This window comes from Flavobacterium reichenbachii (genome assembly GCF_002217435.1).
Taxonomy (GTDB): Bacteria; Bacteroidota; Bacteroidia; order Flavobacteriales; family Flavobacteriaceae; genus Flavobacterium; species Flavobacterium reichenbachii.
On the sequence record NZ_MUHF01000021.1, the window covers coordinates 25,069 to 44,342 of the forward strand.

General features: G+C 33.4%; 16 protein-coding genes. 2 read left to right on the forward strand and 14 right to left on the reverse strand.

Annotated features, from left to right (window positions below; all coding sequences use genetic code 11):
• The first annotated feature begins 8 nt into the window (after nucleotides 1–8).
• Nucleotides 9–398: a bacillithiol system redox-active protein YtxJ gene (gene ytxJ / locus B0A68_RS17295; protein ID WP_035680601.1), complete on the forward strand. Its 390-nt coding sequence runs from the start codon at nucleotides 9–11 to the stop codon at nucleotides 396–398.
• Between the two features lie 84 nt (nucleotides 399–482).
• Here ytxJ and B0A68_RS17300 read toward each other — a convergent pair whose 3' ends face one another.
• Nucleotides 483–1,658 carry a hypothetical protein gene (locus B0A68_RS17300; RefSeq protein ID WP_035680603.1) on the reverse strand — a complete coding sequence of 392 codons (1,176 nt, stop codon included), beginning with the start codon at nucleotides 1,656–1,658 and terminating at the stop codon, nucleotides 483–485.
• Complete coding sequence (locus tag B0A68_RS17305) at nucleotides 1,655–2,701, reverse strand: DUF2157 domain-containing protein (protein WP_240475222.1); 1,047 nt, start codon at nucleotides 2,699–2,701, stop codon at nucleotides 1,655–1,657. Before B0A68_RS17305 ends, B0A68_RS17300 begins: the two co-directional genes overlap by 4 nt.
• A 192-nt stretch (nucleotides 2,702–2,893) precedes the next feature.
• Here B0A68_RS17305 and B0A68_RS17310 point away from each other — a divergent pair, with 192 nt between their 5' ends.
• Nucleotides 2,894–4,210, forward strand: coding sequence for a pectate lyase family protein (locus tag B0A68_RS17310; RefSeq protein ID WP_035680606.1), 1,317 nt, complete (start codon nucleotides 2,894–2,896; stop codon nucleotides 4,208–4,210).
• Nucleotides 4,211–4,269: 59 nt separating this feature from the next.
• On the opposite strand, the gene argH is transcribed toward B0A68_RS17310, so the two are convergent.
• From argH to B0A68_RS17375, 12 genes are all read right to left on the reverse strand, one after another.
• On the reverse strand, nucleotides 4,270–5,550 hold the full coding sequence (gene argH / locus B0A68_RS17315; RefSeq protein WP_035680609.1) for an argininosuccinate lyase: 1,281 nt from the start codon (nucleotides 5,548–5,550) through the stop codon (nucleotides 4,270–4,272).
• Between the two features lie 227 nt (nucleotides 5,551–5,777).
• Nucleotides 5,778–6,848 carry a M20 family metallo-hydrolase gene (locus tag B0A68_RS17320; RefSeq protein WP_035680612.1) on the reverse strand — a complete coding sequence of 357 codons (1,071 nt, stop codon included), beginning with the start codon at nucleotides 6,846–6,848 and terminating at the stop codon, nucleotides 5,778–5,780.
• 425 nt (nucleotides 6,849–7,273) lie between these two features.
• On the reverse strand, nucleotides 7,274–8,050 hold the full coding sequence (gene argB, locus B0A68_RS17325) for an acetylglutamate kinase (protein ID WP_035680614.1): 777 nt from the start codon (nucleotides 8,048–8,050) through the stop codon (nucleotides 7,274–7,276).
• 94 nt (nucleotides 8,051–8,144) lie between these two features.
• Nucleotides 8,145–9,092 carry an N-acetylornithine carbamoyltransferase gene (locus B0A68_RS17330; RefSeq protein WP_035680616.1) on the reverse strand — a complete coding sequence of 316 codons (948 nt, stop codon included), beginning with the start codon at nucleotides 9,090–9,092 and terminating at the stop codon, nucleotides 8,145–8,147.
• Nucleotides 9,093–9,179: 87 nt separating this feature from the next.
• Complete coding sequence (gene proB, locus B0A68_RS17335; RefSeq protein WP_035680619.1) at nucleotides 9,180–9,941, reverse strand: glutamate 5-kinase; 762 nt, start codon at nucleotides 9,939–9,941, stop codon at nucleotides 9,180–9,182.
• A 203-nt stretch (nucleotides 9,942–10,144) separates the two neighbouring features.
• Nucleotides 10,145–11,338, reverse strand: coding sequence for a glutamate-5-semialdehyde dehydrogenase (locus B0A68_RS17340; RefSeq protein ID WP_035680622.1), 1,194 nt, complete (start codon nucleotides 11,336–11,338; stop codon nucleotides 10,145–10,147).
• Between the two features lie 357 nt (nucleotides 11,339–11,695).
• On the reverse strand, nucleotides 11,696–12,133 hold the full coding sequence (locus B0A68_RS17350; protein ID WP_035680625.1) for a hypothetical protein: 438 nt from the start codon (nucleotides 12,131–12,133) through the stop codon (nucleotides 11,696–11,698).
• Nucleotides 12,133–13,272 carry an aspartate aminotransferase family protein gene (locus B0A68_RS17355; protein ID WP_035680628.1) on the reverse strand — a complete coding sequence of 380 codons (1,140 nt, stop codon included), beginning with the start codon at nucleotides 13,270–13,272 and terminating at the stop codon, nucleotides 12,133–12,135. Before B0A68_RS17355 ends, B0A68_RS17350 begins: the two co-directional genes overlap by 1 nt.
• Before the next feature lie 157 nt (nucleotides 13,273–13,429).
• A complete protein-coding gene (argC, locus tag B0A68_RS17360) occupies nucleotides 13,430–14,407 on the reverse strand; it encodes an N-acetyl-gamma-glutamyl-phosphate reductase (protein ID WP_035680631.1) in 978 nt (325 codons plus the stop codon).
• Nucleotides 14,400–15,593: an argininosuccinate synthase gene (locus tag B0A68_RS17365; RefSeq protein WP_035680634.1), complete on the reverse strand. Its 1,194-nt coding sequence runs from the start codon at nucleotides 15,591–15,593 to the stop codon at nucleotides 14,400–14,402. The genes argC and B0A68_RS17365 overlap by 8 nt, the downstream gene beginning before the upstream one ends.
• Before the next feature lie 54 nt (nucleotides 15,594–15,647).
• Nucleotides 15,648–16,295 (reverse strand): GNAT family N-acetyltransferase, encoded by a 648-nt coding sequence (locus tag B0A68_RS17370; protein ID WP_035680636.1) that lies wholly within the window; start codon nucleotides 16,293–16,295, stop codon nucleotides 15,648–15,650.
• 558 nt (nucleotides 16,296–16,853) lie between these two features.
• Entirely contained in the window at nucleotides 16,854–19,124 is a 2,271-nt protein-coding gene (locus tag B0A68_RS17375) for a M1 family metallopeptidase (RefSeq protein ID WP_035680639.1), read from the reverse strand.
• Nucleotides 19,125–19,274 lie beyond the last annotated feature (150 nt).

Genomic DNA, 19,274 nt, shown 5'->3' on the forward strand with positions numbered 1-19,274 from the left:
AGACAATTATGAGTTTTTTTAATTCAATATTCGGAAATTCAGAGAACACAGATTCTCCTAAAGGCAGTATAAACTGGACAGAATTAACAGATATTATTCAATTGACAGAAATTGATGCTATTTCTAATGAAAAGCCTGTTGCAATATTTAAACACAGCACAAGATGCAGTATCAGCCGAATGGCTCTAAAACAATTTGAGAAAGATTATGATTTGAATGATGTGGTAGATGCCTATTTTTTAGATCTGATAGCTCATCGCGATATTTCAAACGAAATTGCCAGAAAATACAATGTATATCATGAATCACCGCAATTAATTTTAATTAAAAACGGAAAAGCAGTTTACGATGTTTCGCATAGTGATATTGATGCATCAGCATTGAAAAGTAAAGTATAACAGTTTCTTGTAAATACGTATTAAAAGTGAGATCTGACTTTAGTTAAGCTTAGATCTCACTTTTACTTTTTAATTCACAATTAATTAAAAACTTCCGCCAGAACCGCCTCCGCTAAAATCTCCACCTCCAAACTTCATTGGCGAATCTGGAGTTTGTACTTCTGGTTGCATTCCAAATGTCGAAGCTATAATTAGTGCTTCTGAATTTAAAAGCGAATCAGAATTATTAATTCTGTCTGGTTTGAATGTAATCCCTGATTCATTATTTTTTAATTTCTTTATTGAAAAATAAGCAATCGCAAATAAAATTAATCCGCCTAAGGTTAATGCAGCTTCTACAGGCAAAACATGGAAATAATTTCGGAAAGTAAAAATTGAAAAACCGAGAGCTAAAATCACAATCCACAGCAGTATTTTATCTTTATTTTTTAATGCATAAAACAAATAAAATACAGGAACTAAAAATGTAAAACCCCAGAAGAACCATGAAAACGGAATTTCTGGACTTACTTCATAATATACTTCTGAAAGACTTGCAGAAAATTCTCTTACAATAAAATAATTTCCTGATAAGTAGAATAAAACTAAAGCTGTATTCTTTATCAAAAAAATCCCGTTATAATAATAGAACTCTTTTTGTTTTTGGATGAGATTGCTGCACAAATAATAGGTTCCGACACTATACAGCATTATGAAAAATGGTAAAATTGCCTGGCCTGCTTCTAAAAATTCAAATATTACGTATCCAAAAAAGGCAGTTAATGCCAGATAAAAAATCAATGCAGATAATAAATGAAGGTAACGTAAATATATAATAAGCGAAACTGTAGCGACCGTAATTGCAACAGCCGAAAAATTATCTCCTTCTGTTGAAATTCCGATTGCAAAACCAGCATTTAGTATACTTCCTAAAATAAAAGTATCGTCTAAACCGTGCCTAAAATAATTGTTTTGAGCTAAAATTTCAGATCCTGCAAATCCAACTACAGCAAAAAGATAACAGCCTATATAAATAAAATTATCATTGGTTGAACCAGAAAATCCTATTAATGCAATAACACCGCAGATGGACAGATATAATAATGCTCCTAATAAAAAGAAACCTAACCGAACTAAAATATTTCGATGAATCTTGAAAGTTGGCAATTCCTTTTTTATCAGATTGTATTGTTCTTTGTTTATAAAGCCTCCGCTTTCTAACAATGCTGCTTCTTCTAGTAATACTTCATTATCTAACAAAATTTTATCATGAACTATCATAGAGCAATTTCTTTATTAAAATTCTTAATTAGTTTGATAAACAAAACTATTGAACCGATAAAATAAAGTGGAAGCAGTAAAATAAACAACTGCCATAGATCTGAAAAGTCTACATTTTCAAAAATTCGGAACAAAAATATACTTATGCCAATATACGCATACACTATCGTGAATACATATAATGAGATTGCTTTTACTCTATAACTTATTCTATAAAAATAATACGATGAGCCTGCAAGAAGTGCCGAGAAAATAAGCCAGAAACCATAATATTCGTTCGTCATATTACTAAGAACCGCAATGCTTATAATGTGCAGAGCAAATGTTAGATAGACGAGTTTAAAATGAGTTTTAAGATTAATCCTATCGCTGTAAATTGTCCATACAGCCAATAAAACGCCTAGTATTATTGCGGAGTAACTTAGACTTTGATTTGAATAAAAATCATTGTTTAATAAATCCTGCGGTGTAACCGAAAAACCGATATAAGCACCTAAACCTGTTATTGCAATACTCAAGACGCCCTTATTATCAAAATAGTACGCACAAAAGAAACTGACAATTGTCGGAATTAATGTCGCCAAACCATAATGCTTGCCAAACAGCTCGTACTGAAACTGCAGGTATCCAATAAAAATACACGTCAGAATATTAGCAGTAAGTACCAAATAATCTAAAACAGGGTTTTCAAATACAGCTTCAGTTTTTTGAAAGCCTTTTGAATTTTTAAAACAAAAATAAAAACATACCACAATAACGATTAAAAGGAGCGATAGAATTGCAATATGACCAATTGTATCAATGTTTTCATAAATTAAAATACCAATTCCGGAAGTAAATGCCAAAATAGATAAATACAACAGCATTTTTAGTTCTGCATGCAGCGAAAAAATGTTTAAACTGCGGTATTCTTTTATCTGTTCAAACTGTTCTTTGGTGATAAAATTTTTCTCAAAAAGATTTTGAGTTGACTGCTCTCTAATTCTTGACATAGAATGACTATAAGCATCAAATATAGCTCTTTCGACTGATTTTTCTTTCATTACAGAAAAATAATTTTCAGCACATTTATTAATTTTAGTGTAATAATTACATTTATAAAACTAAAAATCAAATCGTTAAAAACTATAAATAATTTTAAATTTTATTTGAATTAATCGATTTTCTTCTACATTTGTGTAATCGATTACACTTACAAACTAAACCACCAATAATCACTTTAAACTTATAACAAAATGAAAACAAAACTGCTTTTATTTGCTGTATTACTACCTTGTTTTTCTATATTCTCACAAAATTATTATCTCTCGTCTCCAGAAGGATTTGGTGCGAATGCGACCGGTGGCGGAACTGCTGTTCCAGTAACGGTTTCAACTTACGCTGATTTGACAGCCAAACTAAAATTAACAACACCTCAGGTAATTTTAATATCTGGAACTATTTCCTGTACTTATACTAGTCTGCTGTTGAATGATAAAACAATTATTGGACTTCCGGGAGCGAAATTGGTTAATCTTGATCAAACTGCATCAGGTTCTGGAATTTTAAATATAAAACCAGGTTCTAATAATGTTATTATAAGAAACTTAATCTTTGAAGGTCCAGGCGCATATGATGTCGACGGCCATGATAATCTTACTTCTGAAGCTGTAAATCTATGGGTAGATCACTGCGAATTTCAAGATGGTATGGATGGCAACTTTGACAATAAAGGTGCTGCAGATAATGTAACCATTTCATGGTGTAAATTTACCTATTTAAAAGCTCCAAAAGCTGGAGGCTCGGGAGGAGCAGATGATCATCGCTTTACAGATTTGGTCGGTTCATCAAAAACAGACGCACCTGCAGACGGTCATTATAGTATTACCTTCAAAAACTGTTATTGGGCAGAAGGATGTAAAGAACGCATGCCTCGTGCGCGAAATGCTGAACTTCATATTTTAAACTGCTATTATAATACTTCGGTTTCTGGTTCTCTGGCAATTGGTTTAGGCGGCGGGATCAATAATACTACTTGCTATGTGGAAGGAACCGATTTTGCTAAAATCGGAACTGCTTTTAAAAGTTATATCAGTACAGATGGAGGAAATATCGGAATTGCATTTACAGACTGTCTTAATGCACCTGCTAATTCTGGAACCACAGTTACAAAACCTACTTATACTTATACCGTCTCTCCTACTGCAAATATTGCTGGATACGTAACAAATTCATCTTGTGGTGCCGGGGCAACACTTCAGGTTTCTGCTCAAGGAAAATTATCTACAAGCTGTAATAATTTGGGTATTAATGAGAATGAGAGTGATTTGAATCTAAAATATTATCCTTCGATTATAAATCGACTTTTAAATATTGATTTTTCAAGTACTGAGAATGGTTTGGCGCAGATTAATTTATTTTCATCAAGCGGTGCAAAAGTTTACACGCATTCCAAAAACATTGCTGCAGATGAAAAATTGGAACTAAATGTCGGCAATCTTCCCAAAGGCATCTACATCTGCAAAGTACAAGTAGAAAACAAGCTTAAAACGTTTAAAGTCATAAAAAACTAATAAAAAAACGGTTATTGATTTGTATCAATAACCGTTTTTTATTTAATCTAAAACTAAGATTAAAAAGCTTTTTTCATTTTATCTTTTATAGCATCAAGGCATAAATTATTAATACTGCCTTCATGTGTATGTTTTGTTTCTTTTGGAGATTTATATGTTCCTGCTTCCAGCTGTTCAGCAACGGCTTTGTATGCGTCTCTAAACGGCATTCCGGCCACAACCATTTCGTTTAAAGTATCTACTGTAAACAGATAATCGTATTTTTTATCTTTTAAAATATTGTCTTTTACTGTAATATCTTTCACTGAAAAAATCGCAATATCTAAACAAGATTTTAAAGTTTGAATTGCTGGAAACAATCCTTCTTTTAAAAGCTGTAAATCTCTGTGATAACCGCTTGGCAAATTGTTTGTAATTAAAGTGATTTCGTAAGGAAGTGCCTGAATCTTATTGCATTTTCCTCTGATTAATTCAAAAACATCAGGATTTTTTTTATGAGGCATAATGCTTGAACCAGTTGTAAGATGCGCCGGCAACCCAATAAAATCAAAGTTCTGGCTCATATACAAACAAACGTCCATCGCAAATTTTGATAAAGTCCCAGCAACGCTTGTCATGGCAAAAGCTACTGTTTTCTCTGCTTTTCCACGGCTCATTTGTGCTGCAACGGCATTGTATTTTAAAGTTTCGAAACCTAATTCCTGAGTGGTAAATGTTCTGTTGATCGGAAATGAACTTCCGTAACCAGCAGCAGAACCTAACGGATTCTGGTCAACGATTTTTGAAGCCGCGTTTAACATCGTAACATCATCAATCAAACTTTCGGCATAAGCAGAAAACCACATTCCGAATGATGATGGCATGGCGATTTGCAAATGTGTATAACCTGGCAATAATACATTTTGATGTTTTTCTGCCGATTCCATCAACAAATCAAACAATGTTTTTACTTGTTCTTTTATGGCTTTTAATTCGTCTTTCAAATACAAATGAACGTCAACTAAAACCTGATCGTTACGAGAACGTGCGGTGTGGATTTTCTTTCCAGCATCGCCTAGTTTTACCGTTAAAAGATATTCGATTTTAGAGTGTACATCTTCGAAACTGTCCTCGATTTCAAAATTCCCAACAACGATATCAGCGATGATATCATTTAACGCATCAACCAAAGAAGTCGTTTCTTCTGAAGTTAACAGACCAATCTGCCCCAACATTTTAGCGTGAGCGATTGAACCTAAAGCATCGTATTTTGCCAGAACTAAATCCAGTTCACGATCGTTTCCTACTGTGAATTGTTCGATTTGTTTGTCTGTTGGTATTCCTTTTTCCCAAAGTTTCATAACTTAGATTTTTAGACTGCTTAGATTATTAGATTGTTAGACTGCTTAGATTATTAGAATTCTTAGATTCTAAATTTCTTTCTTAGTAGTTTATGTTCTAATTTATACTAATGTTGTCGTTTATACTGTTGGTGTTTCTAGCCCCGATAGCAGTGGAAATCCTTTTTCTGGCTTCTTTAGCCAGAAAAAGATTGTAACGGATAGCGGGAAATAGCTCCTAAAAAATATTATAATTTAAAGAAATCGGTTAGTATTTTGATATACAAATCGACTCCTTCTTCAATTTCATTTACAAAAATAAATTCGTCTGCTGAATGTGAACGCAACGTTTCTCCAGGTCCAAGTTTTAAAGACTGACAGCTTAAAACCGATTGATCTGAAAGCGTCGGAGAACCGTAAGTCGTTCTTCCTAAAGCGATTCCCGCCTGAACCAAACCGTGTGCAACTGGAATAGAAGACGCATTTAAATGCATTGATCTTGGTGTTACTTCAGCATTTACATTAGCTTTTACAACTTCTAGAATTTCAGTATTAGAATAACGATCTGTTACGCGAATATCGACAACCAAATCACATTCTGAAGGCACCACATTATGTTGTTTTCCTGCATTAATCTGCGTTACGGTCATTTTTACGGGACCTAAAACGTCTGAGATTTTGTCGAATTTATAGTTTTTAAACCATTCCATTACCGGAATTGATTTATATAGTGAATTATCATCGTTTTGATGTGCGGCGTGGCTTGCGGTTCCTTTTACTTTTACATCCAAAACCAATAAACCTTTTTCAGCTACAGCTAATTGCATTAAAGTTGGCTCGCCAACAATGGCGCAATCTAATTCTGGTAAATGCTTTAAAACACTGTTTAAACCATTTTTTCCACTGCTTTCTTCTTCGGCAGAAGCCACAATTACAATATTATGTGATAAGTTTTGGTTTTCGTAAAAATGAACAAACGTTGCCAATAACGAAACCAAACATCCGCCCGCGTCGTTGCTTCCTAAACCAAATAATTTGCCGTCCTTTTCAATCGCTTTAAAAGGATCGTTGGTGTAAGCTTGGTTTGGTCTTACGGTATCGTGATGTGAGTTTAGTAAAAGTGTTGGTTTATTTTCGTCGAAATACTTGTTGAAAGCCCACACATTATTGTTTTCTCTTTGAAAAGGAATCTCGTTTTGATTGAACCAATTTTCGATTAAAAGTGCCGTTTGATCTTCTTCACTAGAAAATGAAGGGGTTTCGATAAGGCTTTTTAATAAACTAATTGCTTCCTGGGTAAGCGTTGCAATATTTTTCATTTCTTTTTAGGTACTGAGGTGCTAAGATTCTGAGGTTCTAAGTTTTTTCAAGCTTTTACTATTGCTATACTAATCTTAGCCAGAAATTTTATTTGCGCAAATTTCTTAAATTAATATTTAAAAGCAGTGCGCAATTCTATTTTTTTGCCACGAATTACACTAATTTTCACTAATTTTTTTATTTCAATTAACCAATTGATTGCAAATCGTAAAAAAAATAATTTAACACATAGAATCATAGATTTTAGTTTTATAAAAGAATGTAAAAAGAAACTAGTTTCTCACACACAGCTATGTTTGTTAATAACAAGTGAAACGCCTTTTAATAAGTTTATAAAATCTATATTTCTATGTGTTAAAATTATACCTCACTTGTTTCAATTGATTTTAATTCGTGAAAATTCGCGTAATTCGTGGCTCTATATTTATAATGTAATCGTTGTATGCAAAACATCAGGATTTTGGAGCATTTTATGATGTCCAATTTTGATTTTTTGAACACCTCTTGATAAACTATTAAAGCAATTATCCAGCTTTGGAATCATTCCGGAATGGATTACTTTTTCTTCTTTTAGTTTATTATATAACGCTTCGTTGATTTCTGTTATTACAGATGAATCATCTTCTGAATCCTGCAAAACACCTTGTTTTTCAAAACAATACGTCAGCGTAACATCAAAAACTTTAGATAATGCAATTGATAATTCGCTTGCAATGGTATCGGCATTTGTGTTTAACAATTGTCCGTTTTTGTCGTGTGTAATCGCACAGAAAACGGGAACAATTCCAGCTTCTAATAAAGTTGCCAGTAATTTGGTGTTGACTTGCTTTACATCACCTACAAAGCCGTAATCAATTGTTGGGTGGTTTCTTTTTGTTGATTGAATTAAATTTCCATCAGCTCCCGAAAAACCAATTGCATTATTATCTTTTGCCTGCAATTGCGCCACGATATGTTTGTTGATTTGTCCTGCGTAAATCATAACTACAACATCAAGCATTGGAGCATCTGTAATACGGCGTCCGTCAATCATTTGCGGAACCAAACCAATACTCTGAGCCATTTTTGTAGCCGATTTTCCACCGCCGTGAACTAAAACTTTATATCCTTCAATTTTAGAAAAATCGGTTAAGAATTGCTCTAATTCTGCTGGATTATCGATGATGTTTCCACCTATTTTTATAACGGTAACTTTTTTCATGAGGAACAAAGGTTCAGAGGAACAAAGGAACAAAGTTTAAATTCAGTTGGTAAAACCTCTGAACCTTTGGAACTTTGAGCCTTTGTACCTTAATTTATAACTTCTTCAAAATTTTCTGTAAAACTAATTGTGCTGAATACGTTCTGTTATTCGCTTGCTCGATTACGATTGAATTTTCTCCGTCTAAAACTTCGTCACTTACAATTACGTTACGACGAACGGGAAGACAATGCATGAATTTTCCGTTGTTGGTTAAAGCCATTTTTTCAGCCGTTACGGTCCAATTTGGATCGCTGTTGGTTACTTTTCCGTAATCGTTGAAGTTACTCCAGTTTTTTACGTAAACGAAATCGGCATTTTCAAAAGCTTTATTTTGATCGTATTCAATTTTGCAGTCTTTTGTAATTTCGGGACTTAACTCGTACCCTTCTGGGTGTGTGATCACAAAATCCATATCTTCCTGCATTTGCATCATTTCTACGAATGAATTGGCAACGGCTTGTGGCAAAGCTTTTGGATGCGGCGCCCAAGAAAGCACTACTTTTGGTTTGTGTTTCGTTTTGTGTTCTTCCATCGTAATAGCATCTGCCAAAGACTGCATCGGATGACGAACAGCACTTTCCATATTTACGATTGGCACAGTAGCGTACTTCAAAAATCCTGAAATAACAGTTTCAGCATAATCTTTTTCTTTGTCAATCAAACCTGCAAAAGCACGAATTGCGATAATATCACAATATTGAGAAACTACTTCTGCAGCTTCTTTAATGTGTTCTGAAGCACCAGAATTCATTACGGCTCCGTCTTCAAACTCCAAAGTCCAGCCTTCGTTGGTAAAATTCATTACCATAACGTTCATTCCTAAATTTAAAGCTGCTTTTTGTGTACTCAAACGCGTTCTTAAACTCGGATTGAAAAATAACATTCCTAAAGTTTTGTTTTTCCCTAAACTTTGATTTTTAAGCGGATTTTTTTTGATTTTAATCGCGCTTTTTACCCATTTTGATAATGAGTTGATGTCTTTTATTGAAATATAGTTCATATTTTTTTAAATTAATTTAGATAATGTGATAATTAGAAAATTGGATAATTGTGCATTATCTAATTAACTAATTTTCTAATTCGCTCATTAGATAATCCTAGTAAAAGGAATCTCGTCTTTTAATGCCTTTAAAATAAAATTATCATTTAATCCGTTTACAATCCAAGTTTCGATATTTGCTGCTTTTGCGATTCCGGCTGCTTCAATTTTGGACTGCATTCCTCCTGTACCGTGTGATGATTTTGAATCGCCGATTTCTTTTTCCAAAGTTTTTAAATCATTTACCAATTTAATCGTTTCCGGAATTTCATTGTGAATAGATTCTTTGGTGTAAATTCCGTTTGTATTGGTCGCAATTATCAGAATATCTACATTTAAAAGAACGGCAGTTAACGCCGCTAATTTGTCATTATCTCCAAACCGAATTTCATCTGTGGCAACAGTATCGTTTTCATTGATAATCGGAATGTAATTGTTCTCCACTAAAACGTTTATTGTATTGACAATATTTACTTTTGACTGGTCTTTTTCGAAATCAGAATAAGACAATAAACATTGTGATGTCAATAAACCTAAATCGCTGAAATTTTCATGGAAAATCCGCATTAAATGGGGCTGACCGATTGATGCTAAAGCTTGTTTTAATGCAATTTCTTTTCCTTTGCTTTCCAATTTAACGAATTGTTTTGCCGCCGCGATTGCTCCAGAACTTACAATTACAAATTCGTAATCTTTGTTTAAAGCTGCAATCTGCATTCCGAGGTCTTCAATCTTTCCCCGCGAAATATGGTTGGTTTCTTTGGTTAAAGTATTACTTCCTATTTTTAATAAAATTCGTTTCTTACCCATTTTTTTTAAGGTGCTGTCCTGATTTTCTGAGACTCTAAATTTTTATATTGTAACCGTATTTAACCGCAAAGGGCGCAAGGTTTTTTATTTTGTTTGTGTTTATAAATGATAAGTTCGCAAAGCTTTATCTACAATTAAATTCTAATAAATAATCTGAAAATCAAAAATCGTTAATCATCAATCTAAAATTCTAATTATCTCAATTACCTAATTTGTCCTTCTCCGTAAACGTACCATTTATTGGTAACCAAATGCTGCAAACCAATTGGGCCTCTTTGATGTAATTTATCTGTGCTTATCGCTAATTCTCCGCCTAAACCAAATTGTCCGCCGTCTGTAAAACGGGTTGATGCATTTTGATAAACGGCTGCAGTATCTACGGCATCCATAAATTTTTGTGCTGCTTTATCATCTCTTGTAATAATTACAGCCGAATGTCCGCCGCAATATTTATTAATTTTTTCGATTGCATTTTCCTCAGAATCAATTGTTCCGATGATAATTTTATAATCTAAAAATTCCTCATACCAGATATCTTCATTTTGAAGCGTTTTGGTATTTTCGAAATCTTCTAATGATTTATCGACAATAACTTCAACTTTTGATTCGTCCAATGTTTCAATTAACATCGCTGTAAAAGCTTCAAAATTCGGTAATTTAGAATCTATTAAAACTTTATCAACTGCATTACAAGCTGAAATTTTAGATGTTTTAGCGTTTAAAATTACTTTTAAAGCCAAATCAGTATCTGCATTTTTATGAACGTAAACAAAATTATTTCCGCGTCCGCTAACAATTACCGGACAAGTGGCATGTGCTTTTACAAATTCAATCAATTTTTCTCCGCCTCTCGGAACAATCAAATCGACTTTTTGAGTTGGTTTTTCTAAAAAAGTCTGTGTTTCTGAACGATTATAATTCAGATATTCAACCCAGTCTTTCGAAACTTCATTTTCTTCAAGAGCTTTATGCCAAAGACTTACGATTTTCAAATTTGACTTTAGAGATTCTTTTCCTCCTTTTAATAAAATCTTATTTCCGGATTTAAAAGCGATTCCTCCCGCTTCGATTGTAACATCGGGACGAGATTCGTAAATAATTAAAATCGTACCAAAAGCAGCCGTTTTATTTATGACTTTTATTCCATTATCATGAACAAAATGAAAACGCTCAACTCCAACAGGATCTTCTTGTGAAGCCAATTGGTTTAATGATAAAATCATCTCATCGACTTTTTTATCATCTACTTTTAGACGCTCTTCCATCGCTAAATCTGAGCCGTCGTAATCGGTAAGATCTTCTTGATTCGTTAAGATTATCTGACGCCGCTCCTGCTCGACCAGCTTTGCCATAGTCCGCAAAACCAAGTTTCGTTTTTCAATTGATAATGGATTCATAATTTAGTTGGTTGTTTTTTGGTTGTCTTTTAAGATCTAAATTGTGATGCTAAGTATAAATCAGCCAATAGAACTCCGTAATACAGAAAAATATTAACTACGATCCATACACTTCGTTTTATATTACTTTCTGAAGAAAAATAAATTCTTGAAATTTGCTTTATTAATAATATAACAGAAGACAATACAACCACAAAATATATAAAAAAAAGAACTTCGTTTATCAATTCAGTATATTTGAAAATAACAAACATACTCTGAACTTTTGCAATTAAAACAGTCCATAATATTACAAACAAATAGGCTGCTGATTGATATTTGAGAAATGAAACTGAAATTAAAAAGCTATTTTTCATCTTATTTAATTTTAAATCCAATAACTGATTGCTGCATTTCATTTTCTTTCAACTCAAACTTAAATATTAAAGAATCATAGCATTTACAACCAATTTCTTCTCCAATTAAAGGTGCATACTTCTTTATTTTTTCTTTAATAAAAGAATCATTTTTGACTTTAGAGAATTGAATTTCAAAATTTTCTAAAGAATCCAGCTTATCATTTTGGCAATCTCGCAAATACCATAAGTTTGGTGTATTATTATAAGTCTCAATCTCTATATCTTCAGATTTATTGATCTCATTATTCATTTCTTCCAAAACTTTTTCAAGTCTTTCTGAACGAACATATTCAGGTGCTCTTCTCATTCCCCATGCAAATGGATTCAGAAAAAGTAACATTGGAAATAAAACACCAATTATTAAAAGAACACCTAAAATTTTTCTCAGTGGTATCATTAATTTTTAAGTTCTTCTAAACTTTCTTTTAAAGCAACAATAAATGTATCAATATCGGCCTTTTTCACTGTTAACGGCGGTAAAATTCTTAATAGATTTTTGTTGTTTGCACTTCCTGTAAAAATGTGTTTTTCGATAATTAACTTTTTTCTTAAGGCTGCAACATCAAAATCGAACTCTACTCCAAGCATTAAACCTTTTCCTTTTACTTGTTTGATTCCAGAAACTTCTTTGATTTTTTCTAAGAAATGGGCATAAACTTCGTTTACATTCTTTTGTAAATCCAGTTTTTCGATCACATCTAAAACTGCAATTCCTGCTGCACAAGATAAATGGCTTCCACCGAAAGTTGTGCCTAATAATCCGAAACTTGCTTCAAATTTTGGAGATATTAAAATGGCTCCAACCGGAAATCCGTTCCCCATTCCTTTGGCAACTGAAATAATATCAGCGCTGATTCCGTGATGCTGGAACGCAAAGAATTTTCCGCTTCTTCCGTATCCTGATTGTACTTCGTCTAAAATCAAAACCACATCATATTTTTTACATGCTTTTTCTAAAGCCTGAAAAAATTCTGTAGTTCCCTGATCTAAACCTCCAACTCCTTGAATTCCTTCGATAATTACTGCCGTAACATCTCCTTTAGCCAATTCAGCTTCAACTAATTCAATTTGATTTAAAGGTAAAAAAGTAACAACTTGCTGTGCGTTTAATGGCGCAACAATTTTTTTGTTATCTGTAACGGCAACGGCTGCAGAAGTTCTTCCGTGGAAAGAATTGTCAAAAGCTACTACTCTTGATTTTCCGTTATGGAAAGAAGCTAATTTCAAAGCATTTTCGTTTGCTTCAGCTCCAGAACTGCATAAAAACAATTCGTAATCTTCTAAACCAGAAAGCTTTCCTAGTTTCTGAGCCAATTCAACCTGCAAAGGATTCTGAATCGCATTCGAATAAAATCCTAAATGGTCTAATTGGTTTTTAAGTTTTGCTACATAATCCGGCTGTGTATGTCCGATAGAAATCACACCATGTCCGCTGTATAAATCTAAGTATTCTACTCCTTTGTCGTCTGTAATGGTACAATCTACAGCTTTTACTGGAGTTATGTCATATAATGGGTAAACGTTAAATAAGTTCATGTTTTTTGTTTATTTTGTTTCAGGTTTCAGGTTTCAAGTTTTCACAGAAAGTGAAGCTTGGAACTTTAAACTTGAAACTGATTTGCGTTTCTGTTGCATATTTCAAGTTTCGTATAAAACGTGAAACTTGAAACTTCAAACCTGAAACAAATTTTTCCTAAAATCCGCTTGGTTTCAAATGTAAACCGGTAGTTTCTTCTAATCCGAACATTAAATTCATGTTTTGAATCGCTTGTCCTGAAGCACCTTTGGTTAAATTATCAATAATTGATGTGATTAAAACCCGGTTTCCTTTTTTCAATAAACTGATAATACATTTATTGGTTTGAACGACTTGTTTCATATTAATATTAGTCGTTGTAACCGTTACAAAAGGCTCAGCTTTATAGAAATCTTCGTATTTAGTAACCAATTGCTCCAAACTATCGTCAGAAAGCGTATATAAGGTCGCAAAAATTCCTCTTGGAAAATCTCCTCGATTCGGAATAAAAAGCAACTCGCTTTCAAAATCATCCTGTAATTGCACCAAACTTTCTCCAATTTCACCTAAATGCTGATGTTCAAAAGCTTTATAATGTGACATATTATTATTTCTCCAGCTGAAATGAGAAGTTTCTGAAAGACTTACTCCTGCTCCCGTACTTCCAGTTGTCGCATTTATATGAACGTCATTATTCAGCAAATTGTTTTTAGCTAAAGGCAATAATGCCAATTGAATAGCAGTTGCGAAACAACCTGGATTTGCGATATAATTTGCTTTTTTGATTTCGGCTTTATTGATTTCAGGCAATCCGTAAACAAAATCTTTTCCTTCGAAATGAGCATCTTTATTTAATCTGAAATCATTTCCTAAATCGATGATTTTGGTGTGACTTGCGAATTGATTTTCTTTCAAAAATGAAATCGATTTTCCGTGTCCCAAACATAAAAACACCACATTTACCTCGGGATTAATTAAGTCTGTAAAATTCATTTCGATATCACCCATCAAATCGTGGTGCGCAACAGAAAGTGGTTTCCCTGCATTTGTTGTACTGTAAACAAAATCGATGTTTACTTTTGGGTGATACATTAAAATTCTGATGAGTTCTCCGGCAGTGTAGCCCGAACCACCAATTATTCCGATATTAATCATGATCTAAATGATTTACAGATGAAAATATATTTTGGGCATTTCCTAAAATCTTAATAAATCCTTTTGCATCGTCAGACGTCCAGGCATTGTTCATTTCTCCGTATTGACCAAATCCTGTATTCATTAAATCATTATCAGATTCAATTCCGTCAAGTGAAAAATGGTATGGTTTTAAAGAAACTGTAACAACTCCATTTACCGTCTTTTGCGTGTCTTGTAAAAAGGTTTCAATATTACGCATTACTGGATCTAAAAACTGACCTTCGTGAAATAACATTCCGTACCAGTTTCCTAATTGTTCTTTCCAATATTGCTGCCATTTTCCAAGAGTATGTTTCTCTAATAAATGGTGTGCTTTGATAATGATTAACGGAGCTGCAGCTTCAAAACCAACTCTTCCTTTAATTCCGATAATTGTATCTCCAACGTGAATATCTCTTCCAATTGCAAACGCATTTGCCAGTTTTTCAAGTGCAACAATATTATTTGAAGGTTTATCAAACTGACCGTTTAAACCAACTAATTCGCCTTGTTCAAAATGCAGTCTTACTTTTTCTTCCTCTTCTTTTTTCAATTGCGAAGGATAAGCGTCACTTGGCAATGGCTGGCTTGAAGTCAAGGTTTCCTTTCCTCCAACACTTGTTCCCCAAAGTCCTTTATTGATAGAGTATTGTGCTTTTTCCCAAGAATAATGAACTCCGTTTTGAGCTAAATAATCAACTTCTTCTTGTCTTGATAATTTTAAATCTCTAATTGGGGTAATGATTTCGATTTCTGGAGCAATGGTTTGGAAAATTAAATCAAAACGAATTTGGTCATTTCCTGCACCTGTACTTCCGTGTGCGATCGCGCTTGCTCCAACTTTTTTAGCATATTTTATAGCTTCAATAGCTTGAAAAACACGTTCTGCACTTACTGATAATGGATAAGTATTGTTTTTTAATACGTTTCCGAAAATCAAATATTTTATAGCTTTATCATAATATTTATCTACGATGGTTAAGTTCGCATGCTGCGCGCTTCCTAACTCGTAAGCTCTTTTTTCTATAGCTGATAATTCTTCTGCGTCAAATCCTCCTGTGTCAACAAGTACAGTATGAACTTCGTATCCTTTTTCATTTTTTAAATATTTCAAACAATACGAGGTATCTAATCCTCCGCTATAAGCTAATACTACTTTTTTCATTTTTTATAATTTAGGCTAATACTTTCGTATGTAGCAGTTTGAGATTTTTTCTAATTAAAATTTTAATAAAAAAATAAACGACAATAATTTATTTAAAAATAAAGCTTGTTTAATTTTTTTCAATCTGCTTAAAACAGCTTCATTAAAAGGGTGTCTCGGCGGATTTTTTTGTTTTTCTTTCGGATCGTATAACATTCCGGTACAAAGACACATTTTGTTTTCTTTGCTTTGTAAAATTGGGAAATTGGTACACGTTTTACAGCCTGCCCAAAAACTCGGATCGGTAGTTAACTCAGAGAAAGGAACTGGCTTATAACCAAGTTCAGAGTTAATTTTCATAACAGCCAAACCAGTTGTGATTCCGAATATTTTTGCATCTGGATATCTCTTCAAAGAATAATCAAAAACTTTTGATTTGATCTTTTTCGCCAAACCTAAACTTCTATAATCAGGATGTACAATTAATCCAGAATGCGCTACGAACTTTCCATGTTCCCAGCTTTCGATATAACAAAAGCCTGCAAATTTCCCGTCAGCCAGAGCAATCATTGCATCACCATTCGACATTTTTTTCTGAATGTACTCAGGGGTTCTTTTAGCAATCCCCGTACCTCTTAACAAGGCCGATGATTCTATCGTATCGCAGATTTCTTGTGCGAATTTGAAGTGTTCTTCCTGAGTAACAACAATAGAGATCTTCATTTCAATAATTGAAGTTAGAGTTAAAAATTAAAGCATGTTGTTTGGTTTGAAATCCAGAATTGAATCCAATAAAATTAAGCAAAATAGAAGTAACATTCTCAAAATCAAAAACTTGATTCAGGAAATTTACAAAATAATATATACTTTTAGGATATGTTTGTCCAATGGACAAATTATGTGATTTCAAAATGAAAAATGGATATGAATAAATATACGGCGAAAAACTCTGTGAATACTAGATAGATAGTATCCGTACTTCGGGAGAAGTACCAGGCAGGTTTGTCCGTGACAAAGAAGTTATATGTAAACTTATTTTATTCATCGGTGCAAAAGTACACTATTTTTTTATTTTCAAAACAAAAAAATAATTTTCTAACATTTTTTTAATGTTTTGTTGATTTTTTTTAAGGTTCTGAGATTCTAAGGTGCAGAGGTGCAAAGGTTTTGATCTTGAAACATGAAACTTGAAACCTGAAACTTGAATCTCTGGAAATCAAAAAGAAACCCCGATAGTTACAGATAGCTATCGGGGTTTTAAAACATTATAATCTTTATTAATTATTTCTTAGTAAATGGTATTGTTTGTCCGTTTCCTAAAACAATCATATCAAAACCAGTTTTTGCTTCATTAAATTTGAATTTTAATCCGGCTGAGTTAGATATAAAAGTTTCTTTTTCACTTGGAACCGGCTCAACAGAAAATTTAGGAAAATCAGTAATTTCAACATTCAAAGTACTATTTTTCTCTGAAAAAACGATGGTTAAAGGCGCTATTTTTGTAGTATAAGTTCCTAAATAAGCATCTAAAACAACATCTTTTTCTATTTTACCTTTAGCTGCTGTCCAAAAATTATTGCTTTGGTTATTATCTGGAAATGCATGATCCGGATCTAAAGTTACACTTTCTATTTCTTCAGTAGAATCGTGTTTGAATGACCATGAATTATTACGCTGCCAAACTTCTACGGGGAGTTTTACTCTGGTCACTTTTCCGCTTTTTGTTTTCACATCCAAAATAACAGGCATTGGCATTTTATCCAAATTCTCAACGGTAATTATAACTCCTTTAGACGGGTCGTTTTTTACATATTTAATAGAATTAATACCTTGATCAAAACGCCAGTTATTTACAAACCAGCTTCTCCAGAACCAGCTCAGATCTTCTCCGGCAACATTTTCTATTGTTCTAAAGAAGTCATCCGGAGTTGGATGTTTGTATGCCCAGCGCTCTACATAAGTACGCAATGCTTTATCAAAACGTTCTTCACCAAGAATTTGCTCTCTCAAAATTACCAAACCTGCGCTTGGTTTAGCGTAGCATAAAACACCAATATTTACCTCCTTCATATTGTCTGGAGAGCTCATTATTGTTTCTAAATCAGGTCTTGTAAAATATTCTGCTTCCTGATGTAAATCTCCCGGTTTTTGTTTGTATTCGCCTTTGTTAAAATCAACAGAACTTACAGAGTTAATAAACGTATTAAAACCTTCATCCATCCATGCAAAATAACGCTCGTTAGAACCTACAATCATAGGAAACCAGATATGACCAAATTCGTGATCTGTCACTCCCCATAAATCATCTCCTTTAGATTCCCATCCGCAGAAAACAATTCCGGGATATTCCATTCCTCCTTCATTTCCTGCAACATTTGTTGCTGCCGGATAAGGATATTCAAACCATCTTTTTGAGTAATTTTCAATTGATGCTTTTACATATTCTGTAGAACGTCCCCAAGCATCATTTCCGTTACTTTCTACAGGATAAGCAGACAATGCAAAAGATTTTTTACCGCTTGGAAGGTTTATTTTGGCTCCATCTAAAATGAAAGCCGGCGAAGATGCCCAAGAAAAATCACGTGCATTTTTTATTTGGTAATGCCATGTTTTTTCTGCTGATGCATTAGAAGCTGCAGTTGCGGCTACCTCTTCGGCAGAACGAATTATCACTGTTTTATCACTTTGAGAAGCGTCTTTATATCTTTTAAGCTGTTCTGCAGAAAACACTTCTGCACCATTTAAAAGCTCTCCAGAACCTACTACATAATGATTTGCAGGCGCTGTTATTTTTACATCAAAATTTCCATATTCCAAATAAAACTCAGATGCGCCTAAATAAGGTGCTGTATTCCAGCCTCTCACATCATCATACACACACATACGCGGATACCATTGCGCAATAGTAAAAATCTTTCCGTTTTTGGTTTCTAAAACTCCCATTCTGTCAGATCCTTCGAAAGGAGCAATAAATGAGAATTCTATTTTGATTTTTACTGCAGCACCTTTTGAAGCTAATTCTTCAGGAAGGAAAATCTGCATTCTTGTATCTGTGATTACATATTTTGCTTCGATTTCTGTTTTCTTTTTACCAACAGAAATTACTTTTACCGATTTTATTTTATTACCGCCGTCAAAAACCTGACCTTGAGCTCCGTTACGGCTTCCCGTTAGTGGCACAATAGCATTTCCTCTTGAATCTTTGTTAAATAAATTCTGGTCTAAATACAGCCATAAAAACGACAATTTATCCGGACTGTTATTGGTGTATGTAATTTCGTCTGTACCAATAATCTCATTTGTTGCTCCGTTAAGCTTTACCGTTAATTGGTAATCAGCTCTATTCTGCCAATATTCAACTCCAGGCTGACCGCTGGCTGTGCGGGTAGATGTTCCGTTTTTAGTATAAAAATTGGGTGCAAACGCATCATGATAATTATAATTATTAACTGAATTTACTGTTGTAGCTGCAGGATTCTGTTGTGCCCAAACAGAAGAAATCCCAACAAACAAAGCCATGGTTAAGGTGGCTTTTAAGGAATGCTTTTTCATATTTTTTAGCTGTTTATGTAGCAAATTAATGAAAAAAAAAGCTACTGAAACAGAAAACTCAAAAGATAAATTGAATTTTAGCAAAATTTTACCAAAAAAATAAATTAAGCGTTTTTCTTAAAAAAATAAAATTTATAAAATATATTTACA